Annotated in this window: 16 protein-coding genes; 10 read left to right on the top strand and 6 right to left on the bottom strand. The window is 68.7% G+C overall.

Annotated features, from left to right (window positions below):
- Window positions 1-10: 10 nt before the first annotated feature.
- Genes LI337_RS20140 through LI337_RS02945 form a run of 4 tightly spaced genes read left to right on the top strand, consistent with a single transcriptional unit; the run spans window position 11 to window position 5,110 of the window.
- Window positions 11-1,063 carry a DUF4129 domain-containing protein gene (locus tag LI337_RS20140; protein ID WP_227228225.1) on the top strand — a complete coding sequence of 351 codons (1,053 nt, stop codon included), beginning with the start codon at window positions 11-13 and terminating at the stop codon, window positions 1,061-1,063.
- The gene (locus LI337_RS02955) at window positions 1,060-1,911 is read left to right on the top strand and encodes a DUF7269 family protein (protein WP_227228224.1); all 852 of its coding nucleotides are present in this window, start codon (window positions 1,060-1,062) and stop codon (window positions 1,909-1,911) included. The genes LI337_RS20140 and LI337_RS02955 overlap by 4 nt, the downstream gene beginning before the upstream one ends.
- Window positions 1,908-3,575: a DUF58 domain-containing protein gene (locus LI337_RS02950; RefSeq protein WP_227228223.1), complete on the top strand. Its 1,668-nt coding sequence runs from the start codon at window positions 1,908-1,910 to the stop codon at window positions 3,573-3,575. Before LI337_RS02955 ends, LI337_RS02950 begins: the two co-directional genes overlap by 4 nt.
- Window positions 3,572-5,110: a DUF7519 family protein gene (locus LI337_RS02945; RefSeq protein ID WP_227228222.1), complete on the top strand. Its 1,539-nt coding sequence runs from the start codon at window positions 3,572-3,574 to the stop codon at window positions 5,108-5,110. Before LI337_RS02950 ends, LI337_RS02945 begins: the two co-directional genes overlap by 4 nt.
- Window positions 5,111-5,131: 21 nt before the next feature.
- On the opposite strand, the gene LI337_RS02940 is transcribed toward LI337_RS02945, so the two are convergent.
- On the bottom strand, window positions 5,132-5,722 hold the full coding sequence (locus tag LI337_RS02940) for an AsnC family transcriptional regulator (protein WP_227228221.1): 591 nt from the start codon (window positions 5,720-5,722) through the stop codon (window positions 5,132-5,134).
- 145 nt (window positions 5,723-5,867) lie between these two features.
- Here LI337_RS02940 and LI337_RS02935 point away from each other — a divergent pair, with 145 nt between their 5' ends.
- Window positions 5,868-6,368: an acyl-CoA thioesterase gene (locus tag LI337_RS02935; RefSeq protein WP_227228220.1), complete on the top strand. Its 501-nt coding sequence runs from the start codon at window positions 5,868-5,870 to the stop codon at window positions 6,366-6,368.
- A gap of 284 nt (window positions 6,369-6,652) precedes the next feature.
- Here LI337_RS02935 and LI337_RS02930 read toward each other — a convergent pair whose 3' ends face one another.
- Both LI337_RS02930 and LI337_RS02925 read right to left on the bottom strand, forming a co-directional pair.
- Window positions 6,653-7,105, bottom strand: a complete 453-nt coding sequence (locus LI337_RS02930) for a luciferase domain-containing protein (protein WP_227228219.1) — start codon at window positions 7,103-7,105, stop codon at window positions 6,653-6,655.
- Window positions 7,106-7,429: 324 nt separating this feature from the next.
- Window positions 7,430-7,942, bottom strand: coding sequence for a pyridoxamine 5'-phosphate oxidase family protein (locus tag LI337_RS02925; RefSeq protein WP_227228218.1), 513 nt, complete (start codon window positions 7,940-7,942; stop codon window positions 7,430-7,432).
- A gap of 150 nt (window positions 7,943-8,092) precedes the next feature.
- Between LI337_RS02925 and arcS the strand changes: the two genes are divergently transcribed.
- The 3 genes from arcS to LI337_RS02910 all read left to right on the top strand — a co-directional run bounded on the left by arcS (window position 8,093) and on the right by LI337_RS02910 (window position 10,701).
- On the top strand, window positions 8,093-9,865 hold the full coding sequence (gene arcS / locus LI337_RS02920) for an archaeosine synthase subunit alpha (RefSeq protein ID WP_227228217.1): 1,773 nt from the start codon (window positions 8,093-8,095) through the stop codon (window positions 9,863-9,865).
- A 153-nt stretch (window positions 9,866-10,018) separates the two neighbouring features.
- Window positions 10,019-10,519 (top strand): SHOCT domain-containing protein, encoded by a 501-nt coding sequence (locus tag LI337_RS02915; RefSeq protein ID WP_227228216.1) that lies wholly within the window; start codon window positions 10,019-10,021, stop codon window positions 10,517-10,519.
- Between the two features lie 20 nt (window positions 10,520-10,539).
- Window positions 10,540-10,701, top strand: a complete 162-nt coding sequence (locus LI337_RS02910; RefSeq protein ID WP_227228215.1) for a hypothetical protein — start codon at window positions 10,540-10,542, stop codon at window positions 10,699-10,701.
- A gap of 185 nt (window positions 10,702-10,886) precedes the next feature.
- Here the strand turns inward: LI337_RS02910 and LI337_RS02905 are convergent, their stop codons facing one another.
- From LI337_RS02905 to LI337_RS02895, 3 genes are all read right to left on the bottom strand, one after another.
- Window positions 10,887-11,966 carry a GNAT family N-acetyltransferase gene (locus LI337_RS02905; protein WP_227228214.1) on the bottom strand — a complete coding sequence of 360 codons (1,080 nt, stop codon included), beginning with the start codon at window positions 11,964-11,966 and terminating at the stop codon, window positions 10,887-10,889.
- The gene (locus LI337_RS02900; protein WP_227228213.1) at window positions 11,959-12,894 is read right to left on the bottom strand and encodes a polysaccharide deacetylase family protein; all 936 of its coding nucleotides are present in this window, start codon (window positions 12,892-12,894) and stop codon (window positions 11,959-11,961) included. Before LI337_RS02900 ends, LI337_RS02905 begins: the two co-directional genes overlap by 8 nt.
- A gap of 123 nt (window positions 12,895-13,017) precedes the next feature.
- Complete coding sequence (locus LI337_RS02895) at window positions 13,018-13,200, bottom strand: DUF7550 family protein (protein WP_227228212.1); 183 nt, start codon at window positions 13,198-13,200, stop codon at window positions 13,018-13,020.
- A 64-nt stretch (window positions 13,201-13,264) separates the two neighbouring features.
- Between LI337_RS02895 and LI337_RS02890 the strand changes: the two genes are divergently transcribed.
- On the top strand, window positions 13,265-15,031 hold the full coding sequence (locus tag LI337_RS02890) for a glycoside hydrolase family 13 protein (protein ID WP_264474844.1): 1,767 nt from the start codon (window positions 13,265-13,267) through the stop codon (window positions 15,029-15,031).
- Between the two features lie 274 nt (window positions 15,032-15,305).
- The gene (locus LI337_RS02885) at window positions 15,306-16,139 is read left to right on the top strand and encodes an MBL fold metallo-hydrolase (protein WP_227228211.1); all 834 of its coding nucleotides are present in this window, start codon (window positions 15,306-15,308) and stop codon (window positions 16,137-16,139) included.
- The last annotated feature ends 167 nt before the right edge of the window (window positions 16,140-16,306 follow it).

The following is a 16,306-nucleotide window of genomic DNA, read 5'->3' as shown; positions in this document are numbered from 1 at the left end:
GCCTGGCAACGTGGCATACGACCGCCAGCGCGCCGCCCTCGCCCTCCTCTGTGTGGTCGCGGTCCTGTTCGGGGCCTCGCTGTTCCCCGCGACCGGCTTCGGGTCGTACCCCAGCCGGGACGCCGGGGGACCGACGCTTCCGGGCGATCCGACCGGTGGCACCGAGACACCCGTATCGACACCGACACCGACGCCGACCGACCCCGGCGACGAGACGACCGACACCCCGACGCCGACCGACACGCCGGAGCCGAACGCGACGGCGACAGACACGCCGATTCCGCCGGACACCGGCGACGCACCGTCGCTGAACTGGGGAGCGATCCTCTGGCTGTTCGCCCTCGGCGGCGGCAGTGTCCTCCTCCTCGCCGGCGTCCGACACCACCGGGGTCGGCGCTACCCACTGCTCGGTCTGCTTCCGATCGACGAGGCTCGACTGCCGGACGGCGGACTCCCCGCCCTGCTCGCGGAGCTCCCCCGCCAGTCGATGCTGTTCGTCCTCGGTGTCGGGACCTCGCTGTCGCCGACCGTGGACGCGCTCTCCTCACTGGCCGACGGGGTCGGGTCGGCGCTGTCGGCCGGCGGGCGCGGGATCGCTCGCGGCTTAGAGGTCGCGGTCGTCGGCGTCCCGAGCGCACTCGCGCAGGGACTCGGCGGTCTCGGTCGGGGACTCGACGGACTGTTCTCCCTGTCGGGCGCGCTGGCGAGCATCGGCAGTGGCGTGACGAGTCGCAACTGGGGGTCGGACGACGACGAGCGGTCGTCGGCGGGTGCGGGGACCGACCCCGATCAGGAGCCGGTCGATCCGGGACCGCCAGACATCGAGGAGGCGTGGGACGCGATGACAGACGAGGTCCGCGTCCGCCACCGCCGGGCCGCGACGCCGGCCGACTTCGCCCGCGCCGCAGTCGAACAGGGCTTCCCGGCGGACGCGGTCGAGACCCTGACGACGGTCTTCCGGGAAGTGCGGTACGGGGACTACCCCTCCTCCGAACTGCGGGTCCAGTCGGCCCGCGAGGCCATCGCGGCCATCCGCCAGCATCTGGAGGTGCGTGACTCGTGAGCCGCAGATCGCCGGGTGCCGGCAGAGAGAGCGGCTCTGCGGGAACTCCGCCCTCCCTCTCCCGACTCGCCGGTCGGTTCACCGGGTGGGTGCGCAACGCACTCGGGACCAACCGCGAGACGCTACTCGGCGGCATCGGCGTCGGGGGACTCCTGCTGGCCGGCCTGCTCGTCTTCGCGCCGTGGCTCCTCCCGACCGGCCTGCTCGAAGCGGTCGGTCGCGGACTGCTGGCGAACCGTGGCGCGGTCGTCCTGCTGGGCGTCGTCACGGTGCTGTACGCCGCCGTGACGGTCGTCCCGACCGGCGGACCCGACGACCCCACCGAACCGGACGACGAGTGGTTCGACCGCGTGACGCCGACGGAGACCGCGTGGGCGCGAAGCGTCGCCGGTCGTGAGATCGACGTGACGCTCGCGGCCGAGAACGACGACCGCGACGAGGTCGTCGCGTGGCGGCGGCGCTACAACCGTCGGGAGGCGCGCCGACAGCTCAGGAGCGCGGTCGTCGAGACGCTGATCGACACCAGACGGATCGACCGCTCGGCGGCAGAACGACTCGTGAACACCGGCCAGTGGACCGACGCACAGCGAGCCGGCGCGTTTCTCGCCGGCGTCCCCGGTCGCGGGAGTGACGGTGTCCGGCCCCCGCAACTCCCGCTCGGGACGCGGCTCCGCGACTGGCTCTCCGGCGAGGGGTTCGACCGGAACGTCGAGGTGACGGTCGCCGAACTCGTCGCGCTTCGCGACCTGCGCGGTGAGTCTCGGCGCGGACGGAGCGCGACGGAACCGGACTCCGATACGTCGTCGCCGGCCGAGTCCGCTGCCGACGCTCGTGAGGTGAGTCGATGAGCGACCGCGAACTCGTGGGAGAGACGGCCGAGGAGTCGGCCTCCGGGACGGAATCCGAGGAATCAGTCGCCGATATCGACCCCGAGAACTCCGTGACCGAGTCCGAATCCACAGACGCGACTTCCGAGGCCGATCTGGCAACCGATGCCGGTGTCGCGGCTCCGGAGTGGGTGACGGAGGACGACGACCCGCCGGACGCGACCCGGACCGGAGGCACGACGACGGGACAGGCACCGAGTAGCGGAACCGGGAGCGGTTCGACCGGACCGGACGCCGAACCGGCGGCTGTCGGGTCCGGGGACACCGACGCCGAGCGCGAGGACCTCACGGCCGAACTCGGCCTGCTGGCCGACCGGCGCGCACACGGCGACGGTGAGATCGCGGCGAGTGTCTCGGTCGGGCCGGACGACGGCACTCCCGTCGGCGTGGATCGCTGGGGGATCGGCCTGACCGCCGGACTCGTCGCCGGTGCGGCCGGCGTCCTGACGGGGACGACCGCCGCGTTCGTCGCCGGGGTCGTCCCGCTGGCGTTCGCGCTCTACGGCTACGCGACGCGCCCGCCGGCCGTCGAACTCGACGTGGAGCGTCGGATCGACACCGGCGCGCCGAAACCGGGTAGCGAGGTCACGGTGAGCGTGACGGTCGAGAACGTCGGGTCTCGGCCCCTCGCGGACGTGCGGATCGCCGACGGCGCGCCGGCCCGGATGCCGGTCGTGTCGGGGACGCCCCGCCACTCGGCGAGTCTGCGACCGGGGGAGTCGACGACGTTCTCGTATCGGCTGGCGGCCCGACGCGGCGACCACGAGTTCGGCGACCTCGCGGTCGTCGCTCGGAACGTCAGCGGGACCGGCGAGCGCCGGATCACCGCAGACCTCGGGATCGAGGTGACGTGCAGTGCCGGTGTGGACCGCGTCCCGCTGACCGGCCAGACGATCCAGTACGCGGGCCGCGTGCCGACCGACGCCGGCGGCGAGGGTGTGGAGTTCTACTCGACCCGCCAGTACCAGCCCGGTGATCCGATGAGCCGGGTCGACTGGAAGCGGTACGCCCGGTCGAACGAACTGACGACCATCGACTTCCGCGAGAACCGGGCGGCGACGGTCGTCGTGGTCGTGGACACCCGGGAGGACGCACAGGTCGCGCCCGACGACGAGAGTCTCGACGGCGTCGAACTCGGAAAGTACGCCGCCGTCCGATTGATCGACGAACTCTGTGCGGAGACGAACCGGGTCGGGGTGGCGACCTACGGCGAGGACGGCGGCTACCTGGCGCCCGGCACGGGCGAGACGGTCGCACTCCGGGCGGCGAGACTGTTCGGTGGCGACCTCGACACCGACGACCCGGCCGTGATGCGACTGTCCGGAAGTCGGCCCTTCCGGCGACTCCGGCGGTCGCTCCCCGACGACGCGCAGGTGCTGTTCGTCTCGCCGGTGGTCGACGAGCACGCGGTCGACGTCGCCCGGCGATTCACGGCTTACGGTCACGCGGTCACGGTCGTCAGTCCGGACGTGACCGGCGACAGTCCCGGCGGGACGGTCGCGGGAATCGATCGGGCGCGGCGACTCGAATCGCTCCGGGAGCACGGCTCCCGCGTGGCGGACTGGTCGCCCGACCGGCCGCTGCGCAGCAGTCTCGACGCGGCCCGCAGGCGGTGGTCCGCGTGACGACGACCGACGCGGCACGTGGGTCGGCCGAGGAGACGGCGACGACCGACGAGGGGCCCGACCCGGAACTACCGAACGCGCCGACACACGTCGGCGGGCGACTGGCGGTCGCGGTCGCCGTCGTCGCCGGCGTCGTGCTCGGCTGGGCTGTGGGCGCGCCGCTGGCTGTCTCCGGGAGCGCACTCGGGGGCCTCCTGCTCGGCGTGGCGGTGGCGGACGTCGAGACCGGCGGGAACGCGGCGACCGTGCGCGGCGGCCTGTTCGGACTGCTCGGATCGGGACTGCTGGTCGGTGGGGCGGTCGCGGCCGGTGGCTCGGCCGCGCTGGTCGGTGCGGCGGTCGGACTCGCGGTGGCGACCAGTGCTGTCGACGCGTCGGTCGGCTTCGACACCGAGGCGACCGGATCGCTGACCCGGTCGTTCTGGTGGTCCGGACTGGCACTGGTCGGCGGCGTACTGGTTCTCGCGGGGGTGACGACCGGGACCGTCCTCGCGGTCGCCCGGTTCGGTGCCGACTCGCTCGCGTGGCTCGTCGCGCTGAACGAACTCACTGCCCTCCTGCTCGTGCAGGTGTTCGCGCTCGCCTTCGGGGTGGCGACCGCGATGGCACTCCCGGTGGTCGAGCGATACGCACCCGAGTCGGTGGCCCGAGGGACCGAGCCACTGGAGACGCTCGCGCTCGACGTGTGGGCGGTCCCGCGCGGGTACTGGACCGCACTCGGCCTACAGGCGGTGCTGGCGGCATACGCACCGGAGACGTTCGCGTGGGTTCTCTCGGTCGTGCCGGTCGTCGGCGACGCGGTTCGGTTCCTGCTCCAGTCTGGCGTGCTCCACGTCCCACTCGTGGTCGGGACGCTGGCCGCCGGGACGGTCGCGCTCGCCGGACCGACGATCGGGTCGGTCCGATCGGTCGCCGGTCCCGACCCCGCCGAGACCGTCTCGCTGGCCGGAGCCGGCCTGCTCGTCACCCTGTTCGTCGGTGTTCCGCTGGCGATCCCGCCGGTCGCGCGGGCGGTGACGACGCGACTCCCGCCGGGGCAACTGCGGGCGAGTACCGAGTTGCTCGGGCCGTCGGTGATGGTCCTCGGTGGGTTGACGGTCGCCGTGACCGGCGCGATGCTCGCGCTGGGTGGTGTCCTGTTCGCCTCGGCCGCGCCGGGGCTGTCGGCGCGGGCACGCGGCTTCACGCTCGCGGCGGTGACGCTGTTCGCGGCCGCACTGGGTGTCGGCGCGCTCGGTGGCACACCGCTGGTGGTCGTGCTGGGGGTCGCAGGTGCGATGCTGGTCTGGGACTTCGGCGACCACGCGACCGGACTGGGCCTGTCTGTCGGTCGTGACGGCGAGACGCGCGACGCCGAGTTGGTTCACCTGACTGGCTCCACGCTGGTCGCCGGGGCCGGTGTCGCGGTCGCACTGGTCGCGGTGTACCTGCTCGGCCCGGTCGGCGGCTTCTCGAGCGTCGGCGACTGGCGGGCGACACTCGCGCTGACGCTGACGCTGGTGTCGCTACTGGCGCTGGTGCGCCTGCTGGAGTAACCGCCTAACCCTGTCGGCGACTCAGACGCCCTGCTTCAACTCCTCGTACCGCTCCTGGTAGCGTGACTCACACGACGAACAACAGAAGCTCACGAGGTCGTCGCCGACCCGCGTCGTCACGCCCTCCTCGGTGACCGTGTTGCCACACTCCGCACAGGAGAGCGCGAAGTCGGTCCCGGCGACCGCGTCTGTCGTCTCGACGTCCGTCAACAGGTCGGCGTCGAACGACCGGACGGCGTCTCCGGAGACAGTGTCGAGGAGCCACGACCGGGCGTCGGTCGTCGGCAGGTTCACGTGCGCCACCACGTCGCCGGCCGCGGTCGTGTAGACCGTCTCGGTCTCCTCGCTCTCGCCGAGTGTCGCGACGACCGACTCGACGTCGTCGGGGACGACCGACAGTCGGAGGAGCATCGGCGTGCCGTCCCGGAGCGTCGAACGATCCACGTCCACGGTGAACCCCCGGATGACGCCGAGTTCTCGCAGACGCGAGACGCGATCGGAGACCGCCGGCCCGGAGAGACCGACGCTGTCGCCGATCTCGCTGTACGGTTTCCGGCCGTCCTCGGAGAGCAGGCGCAGGATCTTGAGGTCCGTCTCGTCGAGGGTGCGCATACCGAGAGTGGCTCGTGAGCCGACAAGAGGGTTTGGTCGCTGGCGGGAGCGACCGAGCGCGAGCGAAAGCGAGGAGCAGGGTGACGAAGCGAGCGAGACGCACCGACCGCAGGTGCTTATCAGAGCGCCGGACGAAGACGGGGCCATGTCTGACACAGCGACCCTCGCGGAGTCGCACACCGAGATGACGGAACTCATCTTGCCGAACGACACGAACAACCTCGGGCGGGCGCTCGGGGGTGCGGTCCTCCACTGGATGGACATCTGCGGCGCCATCGCGGCGATGCGCTTCTCGAACCGCCAGTGTGTCACCGCGTCGATGGACCACGTGGACTTCATCAGCGCCATCGACCTCGGCGAGGTGGCGGTCATCGAAGCCTACGTGTTCAACGTCGGCCGGACGAGCATCGACGTGAAGGTCGACGTGCGCGCCGAGAACCCGAAGACCGACGAGGAACGACAGACGACCACCTCCTTCTTCACCTTCGTCGCGCTGGACGACGACGGTCGACCCACTCCGGTCCCGCGCCTGTCGTGTCCGACCGACGACGAGGCCGCCCTGCGGGACCGGGCCATCGACGAACGCGCCGCACAACTGGAGGCGGTCGTGGAGCGCATGGACGACTGGGACGGGAGCGAAGTCTGACCCTGGAGACGCGAGACGCGAGACGCGAGACGCCGAGCAGGAGACCCTCCGACAGCCCCGGACTCCGAGCGGACGCGATCTGCTGGCGACCGGCCCCGAGGTGTGTCCGAGCGACGGCGAGGACCACCTCGCAGCCCGCCTCGCCAGTAGTCGGGGAGGCCTGGGGCGCACTGCGACTGCCGGAGTCCAGACCGGGGCGACGACCGGCGTCGGGACTGACAGACGGCACTCGCTGGAGGGTCCAGACGTAATGCCGTTCACCGAACCTTCGACTGCGAGCGTTCTCACCGGGCCAGCAGACGCTCGAAGACGCCGGACAGTTCCGAATCGAGCCCCAGCGCTCGTATCTCGGCGTCGAGGTCGACGTCTTCCAGCAGGTCCTCGGCCTCCGGTCGGGTGCGCTTCGTCGCCAGTCGGTAGGTGTACGCGAGGCGCAGGAGCCACAGTCCGCCGTCGAGGTCGTCCGGGGTCCGGAGGTCGTAGGTCGTCCACCCGGTGTCGGGTGCGAAGCGGTGTCTCGTCGCGTACTTCGACTCGATCAGGTGATCGCGGACCGGTTTCGGGAAGTTCACGTCCAGCACGCCGCCCCGGTGGACGTGGCCGAACTCCCGACCGAACAGGCGGAACTCGGTCGCCGAGAACCGGTGCGGCGCCGTCTCGACGCCCGGCCACGACTCGGCGTCCGCGATCAGGCGCTCCGTCGGGTCGGCGTCGCTACTCCGGGTGACTCGGTGCATGACGAGACTACGCCGGGCGAGGAAATAAGATTGCGTTGCTCGCCGGGTGACAGATTCCGACGCGTCAGTATGCAGACTCGGCTATCGTGACTGCACAGGGGGGGAGTGGCTACGAGCGAGGGTGCCACTGTCGGTCGCGTTCGGTCTTTCGACCACGTCGCAGGGCGTGAGGGCAACGGTACCTACACCGCCGACAGCGACCGCACCTCGAACCTCCCCAGCCTCCTCCCTGCGATGCTCACTTCGTTGCGCGTCTCGGTCGTCCCTCGCGCGCGTCGGACTCGCGCGCGCCGGAATCGTCGGACGTGAGTGGCGCGCCGGCGGTCACTCCTCGCTTTCGTCGCTGTCCTCGCTCGCCATCCGCTCCGAGAAGTCCCAACTGTAGACGCTCGTGGGGCGGATCGTGATCTCGACCTCCTCGCGTTCCGGGCGGAGCAGTTGTTCGGCGAGGTCCGAGTCGGTGCCGCCGAGATAGCGGTCGAGCAGGGAGCGCAGGCGAGTCTTCTCCGCGTCGGGCGCGAGCGTGGCGGTCCCGGCCCCGCGAACGCCCCGGTAGGGCGGGCGGTTCGTCGAAATCTCGAAGGCGACGCCCGCGTCTGCCCGGAGGAAGCGCACGACGTCCGCGTCGGCCTTCGTCGCGCAGTGGAGGGTCCCCGCCTCGGCGTCGTACTCGAACCACAGCGAGAGCATCCAGAGGTCGCCACTCGGCCGCCGGCAGGCGAGTCGAACCGGGATGGCGTGCTCGGCGAGGAAGTCGGCGACCGACTCGCGGTCCCACGCGCCGGTGAACTCGGGTCTCCCGCTCTCCTCGGCGGTCTCTCCCGCCTCGCGTGTCATAGGTTGTCCAGGGACGCCGGCAGGAAAAAGCCCGGTGTGGCGGCGACACCGCCAGAACCAGCGAGTGGAACGGGACGAGGCGGGACGAGACTGCGCCGTCGGCCGACCGAGAAAGCAAGATAGTTCCCCCTTCACTGCCGACTCCACGCCATGACCGACTACTTCGAAGTCCTCTCGCGGGACGGACCCGCCCGGATCGGCGAGGTCCGACTCCATCCGGGGCTGACGACACCCGCGCTGGTGGACGACCGCGTCCACGACGCCGGGAGCCTCTGGCCCGAGGAACGCGAACTGCCCGAGGGGAACGAGTCCGAACTGACGATCCTCCCCCACCGAGCCTTCCCGGCCGGCACCGACGAGCGAGTCGCCGAGTCGTTCGCGGTGGACTACCCCGACGTGGACTACCCGAGCGCCGTCGTCGTCTCGACGGACACCGCCGCCGACTACGGCGCGGACGCCTACGTCGTCTCGGACGCGCCGGGCTTCGTCGGCCACGCGAGCGCCTTCCGGGAGTCCATCGTCTCGATCCGGGAGTCCATCCCGGCCGACACCGCACTCTACCTCTCGGGGGTCGCCACCCCGCGCAACGCCGCCACGCTGGTCTACAGCGGTGTCGACCTCCTCGACTCGAAACTGGCGAAGGTGAAGGGCCGAGAAGGCAAGTACCTCACCCGAGAGGGGGAGTACTTCCTCGAAGACCTCGCCGAACTGCCCTGCTCCTGTCCGGTCTGTGCCGACCACCGCGACGACCCGGCCGACTTCGACCGCGCCGACTGCGCAGACCACAACGTCGCCGTCCTCGAATCGGAACTCGCCACCGTCCGCAGACGAATCCGGGACGGTCGCCTGCGCGACTACGTGGAAGGACAGGCCCGCCACGAGCAGTGGCTCACCGCCGCGTTCCGCGAGTTCGACCAGCAGTACGGCTACGTCGAGGAACGCACGCCCGTCCTCCGGAACAACGAACTGTCGGCCGCCTCCTCCGACACCCTCCGCCGGGTCGAGATCCAGCGCTTCGCCGAGCGCGTGACGACCCGGTACCGGAGCCGCTTCGACGAGCCACTCGTCCTCGTCCCCTGTTCGGCCCGCAAGCCGTACAGCGAGTCACAGAGCCACAGCCAGTTCCACGACGCCATCCAGTACCGTGCCCACCTCGCGTCGATGACCTCGCCCATCGGCGTCGTCCCGCAGGAACTCGAACTCACCTACCCGGCTCAGCACTACGACACCGTGGTCACGGGTCGCTGGTCCGAAGACGAGAAGCAGTTCGTCACCGAGGTCCTGCGCCGGTATCTCCAGCGCAACGACTACCCGCGCGTCATCGCGCACGTGCCGGACGAGGGCTACCGCGACATCTGTGAGCGCGTCGAAAATCACGAGGACGTCGACGTGCCGTTCGAGTACACCGTCGAGGATCACCCGACGACGACCGACTCGCTGGCGAACCTGATGTCGACGCTGCAGGGCGGCCTGAAGTTCTCCCGGCGGGAGCGCCAGCACAACACGGTCAAGGCCATCGCCGACTTCCAGTTCGGCGACGGTGCCGGCGACGACCTGTTCGCCGACGTGGACCTGCAGACCACCAGCCGATACCCGAAACTCCAACTCCGCGACGCCGACGACGAGCAACTGGCGACGATGGTGCCGAACTACGGGACGCTCTCGTTCACGCTCGCGGGCGGTCGCGTCTGGCGCGACTCGGACGCGCCGACGAAGCGCGTCGAGATAGACGGCTTCGTGCCACACGGGTCGGTCCTCGCGCCGGGTGTCGTCGACGCCGACGAGGAGATCCGGGTCGGCGACGAGGTGATCGTCGAAGGGCCGCGAGCCTTCGGCGTCGGTCGGGCCGAGATGTTCGGCCGCGAGATGACCGAGAGTACGCGCGGCGAGGCGGTGCAGGTGCGGCACGTCGAGGAACTGTAGTCGGTGTTCGTCCCGCGGCGAAACCGTCGTCGGCCTGTTCCGCGGCGAGACCGACGCCAGCGCTGTCCCGCTGGGAAGCTATCGCCGGCGTCCCGTCCGCGAACGCTGCCGTACGCCGGTGTCGTTTTGTAGTCGGCTGTATCACGATATCGCATGCGCCCTGCTACCGCGCGACTCGTGGAGACGCTCCCGGCGGTGTTCGCAGTCGGGACACTCGCGGTCGTCGCACTTCTCGCAGTTCTCGGGTTCGGCGGTCTCGTCCCGGTCGCGGTGATCGTCGGCTGGCTGTTGCTCACCCCGCTGTCGGCGTTCCTCGTCTACGTGCTCGGTGTCACCGACGAAGAATCGGCTGTCGTGCCCGACGCCGCGTCGGAGGACGTCTCCGGCGCAGGCACCGAGGCCCTCTCGGAACCGACCGAGACCGACTCCGACGACGATCCGCTGGCGACACTGCGGGACCGCTACGCACGCGGCGAGATCGGCGAAGTCGAGTTCGAACGCCGACTCGAACGACTGCTGGAGACCGAAGACATCGAACTACCACCGGGGGCAACGCTCGACCCCGAGGTGACCGAGGACGGAACGGTCGTCACCGACGCCACAGACCCCGACGTCGCCGACACCGGCGAGCGCGAACCGGTACGGGAGCGATAGTCGTCCGACGGAGAGACCGTATGCGACCACACGACTGCACCCGGTGCGGCAGGACACTCGACCCACCACCGTCGAGTACCTACGCCGTGGTGGACGTACTGGACGCGGAGGGAGACCTCTCGGTGCTGTTGTGTCGGAAGTGTGGCGAGGAGTTGCGGCGGTTTCTCGCCGGCGAGGCGTAGTTGTCGGTGCGCGTGCGATGGACTCTGCCGTGACCTGGCTCGTCGTGCGAACTTCACTATCCGCGCTTCCACCGGTCGACGGTACTCGGGACTGTGTAGCCCCGATCCATCGTCCGTACTCGTGTCGGTCTCTCTACTTCTGGTCGTCTTCTCGTGGTGCGCGAACCTCCCGGAGGGTGTCGAGCCTAGTTCGTGTCCACCTCGATGAACGTCATGACCCAGTTGTTCGGGTCCGTGATAGTCGCCCCGTTGTGCGTCCAGTCTTCGGTGAGAGTGCGTACGACGTGTGTCGTCTGCGACGTGAGAAACGAGAGCGGAGGGGTCGTGTCCGCGTGGAACCCGAACGAGCCGAGTACAGCGGCCGGGATTCCCTGCGGCGGTGCCACGAACAGATCGGTCTCCGGGTGCTCCGACACCGCTCGACCGATCAACCCCGAGAGTGCTGCCTCCGGTGCGTTCTCGAGGGGAACGACGTCCGTGATCCTCGTCACTGTCGGATCGGCGTCGACGGACGTTCCGGTGACGATAGCCGCTTCGGGGCCCGCGTCGCCGTCGGCGACGTACGTGGTGTACTCCCAGTCCGGGTTTCCGAGTCGCCACCGATAGAACTGCTCGTCGCGGGCGACGTGGATCTCGTCGGGGACCGCAGATCGGTACAGGGTCGCGAGAGCCGCCACCGGTGGCTCGGACTCCTCTCGGACGGTCACGTCCGGTCCTCCCCTCGCGAGGAAGTCACGGACTCGATAGTATCCACTCGCCACCGGTGTCCCGACCGTCGCCGCGAGGCGGACCGCCGTCCGGTCGGTCTGCGGGCCGACCATGCTCGCGGGGTTCTCGATCCTGTAGTACGACGACCGCTCGGAGACGACCTCGCTACCGTGTTTGAGGTGTCCGGGCAAGGACAGGTGATTCGGGAAACTGAAGTAGAACGGATGGTCACCGGAGTACGTCTCCATCATCTGCTCTATCATCCGCGTGAAGACACCCCGGCGTCTGTGCGCTGGGTGAACCATCGCGTCGCCGGGTTGGAGGGCGATACTGCGTTCGCCGTCGCTCACTACCGGTAGTGGAAAGAGCGGTCTCGACCCGACGACCGTCCCCCCGTCGAGTGCGACGATCATCGGGACGTGGTCCAGATACGGGTTGTGCTCGTACTTCCACGCGAACCAGTCCTCGCCTTTCTCCTCTCCCATGACGACCTCGAAGAGCGCGAGGAACCCGTCCTCGTCCTCGGGTCGGTACGGACGGATCGTGTACTCAGCCACGGGCTCTCACCTCGTCGGCGACTCGGGACATCGTCTGGACGGCGACGTCGTACTGGTCGCGGTACTCGGCGACGCGCGAGACGATCTGTTCGAGTCGCCGACGATCCTCAGCGCTCGTGAGGTTGTTCGGGTGGAACCAGAGGTGCAACGTTCCGTCTCCTCGCTCTCGCAGTTTGTCGAGACCGAGTTCCACCTGGCTGACGACGGGGTCGCCGGTGACTCCTCCGGCGATGTCACTCGCCAGTCCTTCGAACGAGAACAGATACATGGACGCCGGAACGTCGACCAGTCCGTACTCGTCGAGTTCCGGGTCGACGATGGGTGGACTCCCCGTTCCGAGCGCGAAGGTGGCGAACTTTCCCATCCGCCTGACGGGTGTCCCGTCGTACCAGCGTTCCGGTGCGACCCCTCTGTAACACGAGAACCCGTAGTCAGCCAACAACTCACGGTGGCCGACGTTGTTTCTCGGGAAGACGAACGACGCGAACTCGAGGTCGTACTCGTCTGCTACCCCGACGCTGTACTCGAGTTCCGCCCGGGCGACCTCCTTCGAAACGTCCGACCTCCCGAACTCGACGTGCGAGAAGGTGTGTGACCCGACGTCGTGATCGACCTCGCTGTCACGGATCGCGTCGATCAGCTCCCCCCCGAACCACTCCGAGTCGGGTGTAGCGGTTCCCCCTGGGTCACGGGCGAACCACTCCGCACCGGCGGGATGGTCGGCGTGGACACCGTCACAACTGTCGAGGAAGAGGTGGCCGACGACCGCCCACGTCGCTGGAACACCGTATCGGTCGAACAGGTCGAGTGTGTAGAGCCACGAGTCGCGTGCGTGTCTCACCTGTTCTGCCGGAATGTCATCCTGGTCGTGAAACCCCCAGATCAGCTCCGCGTCCAGCGAGAGCACGACCTTCTTCCTCGATGACATGCCGTCGAATACCGGCGCTACGGCAATAAAGCTACTCGCGGTGATCGTTGGCCACCGTCAAGAGAGCACACCGGGGACGACTGCGGAACCGCCGGTTCGGTAGGAAGCCGACGTGTCCGTCTTCTACGCCAACACCAGTGGGAGACCGAAGACGACGACGAGACCGACGAGCATCACCGCGAAGCCGACGCCGACGTCGCGCGTCGAGAAGTCCTGCATCGGGGATGTCTCGCGGTCGGGGCCGGGATTCGCCCAGTCCTCGTGACCGTGGCCGTGCCCGTCGTCGTGGTCGTCGTGATCGCTCATACGCGACGCGTCGAACTCGTCGCATAAAAGCACACCTAAATGTGAGGCGCGTGGAGGGCCGATTATGACTGGCGTAGACAACGACGCGATCGACCGCGCGTGGTGGAAAGAGGCGGTCGTCTATCAGATCTACCCGCGCTCGTTCAACGACACCGACGGGAACGGCGTCGGCGACATCGCGGGCGTCATCGAGAAGGTGGACTACCTCGACGACCTCGGCGTCGACTGCGTCTGGCTCAACCCGGTCTACGAGTCGCCGAACGCCGACAACGGGTACGACATCGCCGACTACCAGTCGATCATGGCAGAGTTCGGTACGATGGCCGAGTGGGACCGACTGCTCGACGAACTCCACGACCGCGACATCCGACTCATCATGGACCTCGTGGTCAACCACACCTCCGACGAACACGCGTGGTTCGTCGAGTCGCGCGACCCCGCGAGCGAGAAGCGCGACTGGTACTACTGGCGCGAGGGTGTCGACGCCGACACGGTGGACTACGACACCGACGAGGGTCCCGCGGGCGAGGCCGCGCCGAACAACTGGGAGTCGTTCTTCGGGGGGCCGGCGTGGGCCTACGATGAGGCGAGCGAGGAGTGGTACCTCCACATGTTCGACCGCAAGCAACCGGACCTGAACTGGCGGAACGACGAGGTCCGCGAGGCGGTCTTCGACATGATGGAGTGGTGGCTCCAGAAGGGCATCGACGGCTTCCGGATGGACGTGGTGAACCTGCTCTCGAAGCCCGAAGGCCTGCCCTCGGGCGATCCGGACCTGCCGAACAACGGGATGTTGGATCTGGTGGCGAACGGCCCCAGAATCCACGAGTACCTCGGCGAGATGAACGAGGCGGTGCTGGAGGGGCGTGACCTCCTGACGGTCGGCGAGATGCTGGCCGACGACATGCCGATGGAGACCGCCCGCCAGTACGTCGGCGAGGACGGCGACGGCCTGAGCATGATCTTCCACTTCGAGCACATGCTGCTGGATCGGGGCGAGCACATCTGGGAGGACGAGGACTGGGACCTCCCGGACCTGAAGGCGGTGTTCACGCGCTGGCAGGAAGGACTGGCCGAGGACGGCTGGAACTCGCTGTACCTCAACAACCACGACCAGCCCCGGATGGTCTCGCGGTTCGGCAACGACGACGAGTACCGCCGGGAGTCCGCGAAACTGCTCGGGACGCTCCTCCACACCCTGCAGGGGACGCCGTACGTCTATCAGGGCGAGGAACTGGGGATGACGAACTACCCGTTCGAGTCGCTGGACGACTTCCGCGACGTGGACACTCTGAACCCCCTGCGGAACGCGATCGACTCCGGCGAGATCGAGGACTTCGCGTCGGTCCGCCAGGCGGTGAACGCCAACTCGCGAGACAACGCCCGGACGCCGATGCAGTGGTCGGCCGACGAGCACGCCGGGTTCACCGACGGCGACCCGTGGATCGGTGTGAACCCGAACTACGAGGAGATCAACGCCGAGAGCGAACGCGACGATCCCGACTCGGTCTGGCACTACTACCGTGATCTGATCGCCCTGCGGGACGACTACGACGTGGTGGTCTACGGCGAGTACGAGAACTACCTGCCGGACCACGAGTCGCTGTGGGTCTACACCCGGACGCTCAGCGACGAGCGCCTGCTCGTGACGCTCAACTTCTCGGACACGCCAACCGCGTTCTCGCGGCCCGATGAGGTGTCGATCGATGCGACGGACGACGTCGACCACCTCGTCGGCAACTACGACGACGTGGACGACGCGCCCGCGGCCGCAGACCTCGAAGACCTGCGACTCCGCCCGTGGGAAGCGCGGGTGTACCACCTCGACTGAGGCCCAGCAAACAGCGTCCCGAGCGTCGCGCCGTCACCGACAGCGTGTCTCTCCGAACACCACGGCGAGCATCGTCTCGGCCATCTCGTCGTACTGTGCCGTCCGCCGTCGTGCGGTCGTCGGTGTACTGTGCATGACACGACGTGACGGCGCGCTCCTTGAATACTTTCGGGCGGGGTGTGGACGCGGCACACGCTTCCGACCCGCTCATCGGGGCCGCGCCAGCCCCGGAGACTCCACAACGCTTAGCCCCCTGCCCGTCGCAGGCTCTGATATGACAGTCTCAGACTGGGGCGACTGGCTCCCGACCGCGGTCGCAGACGCCGACCCCGAGACGGCCGCCGTCTGGTATCTCGGCTGTAACGGCTTCGTGATCAAGGGCGCGAAGGGGACGACGCTGTGGATCGACCCCTACGTCGGACTCGGCGACCCGCCGCGCACGATTCGGATGATCCCGGTCCCGTTCGATCCGGCGGACGTCACCGACTGTGACGCGATGCTCGCCACCCACGAGCACACCGATCACGTTCACGGGCCGAGTCAGGCACCGATCCTGGCGAACACCGGCGCGCCCTTCTACGCGACCGACGACAGCCTCGCGGTCGCGCGCGAAGACGAACGGTGGACCGACCACTGGGACGTCTCCGACTCGCAGTTCCACGAAGTCGAGGAGGGCGACAGCTTCGAGGTCGGCGAGTTCACCATCTACGTCGAGGAGGCCCACGACCCCGACTCGACACATCCGGTCAGCTTCGTGATCCACAACGACCACGGGACCATCTTCCACGGCGGCGACACCAAACCCTCGGAGACGTTCGAGCGAATCGGCCGCGAGTACGACATCGACCTCGGCATCCTCGCGTTCGGTGCGATCGGGAACGTCGACGACAAGGAGACCGGCGAACCGGTCCGCACGAAGTGGTACTCGACCGAAAACGAGATCGTGAAGGCCGCGAGCGACCTGCAACTGGATCGACTCCTGCCCAGCCACTGGGACATGTGGAAGGGGATGACCGCCGATCCGACGGTGCTCCACCACCACGCGCGGAGCTTCGAGTATCCGGCCGATCTGGAGATCGTGGAGATCGGCGACCGCGTCGAGTTGTAGGGCGGGCGGGACCCGCCGGTCTTCTCGGTGGCGACCACCCGATCGGTCGAACCTGACGGTCGAATCGCATGACGTACGGGCGACACGAACGGGCGCGTTCGGGATCGCCGACAGCTCCCGATCACGGGGAATTCTCGTCGCCTGCGTCGACTTCCGGCCCGGACGCG

It is taken from the genome of Salinirubrum litoreum, assembly GCF_020567425.1.
Lineage (GTDB): Archaea > Halobacteriota > Halobacteria > Halobacteriales > Haloferacaceae > Salinirubrum > Salinirubrum litoreum.
This window is presented reverse-complemented; position numbering and strand designations above follow the sequence as displayed.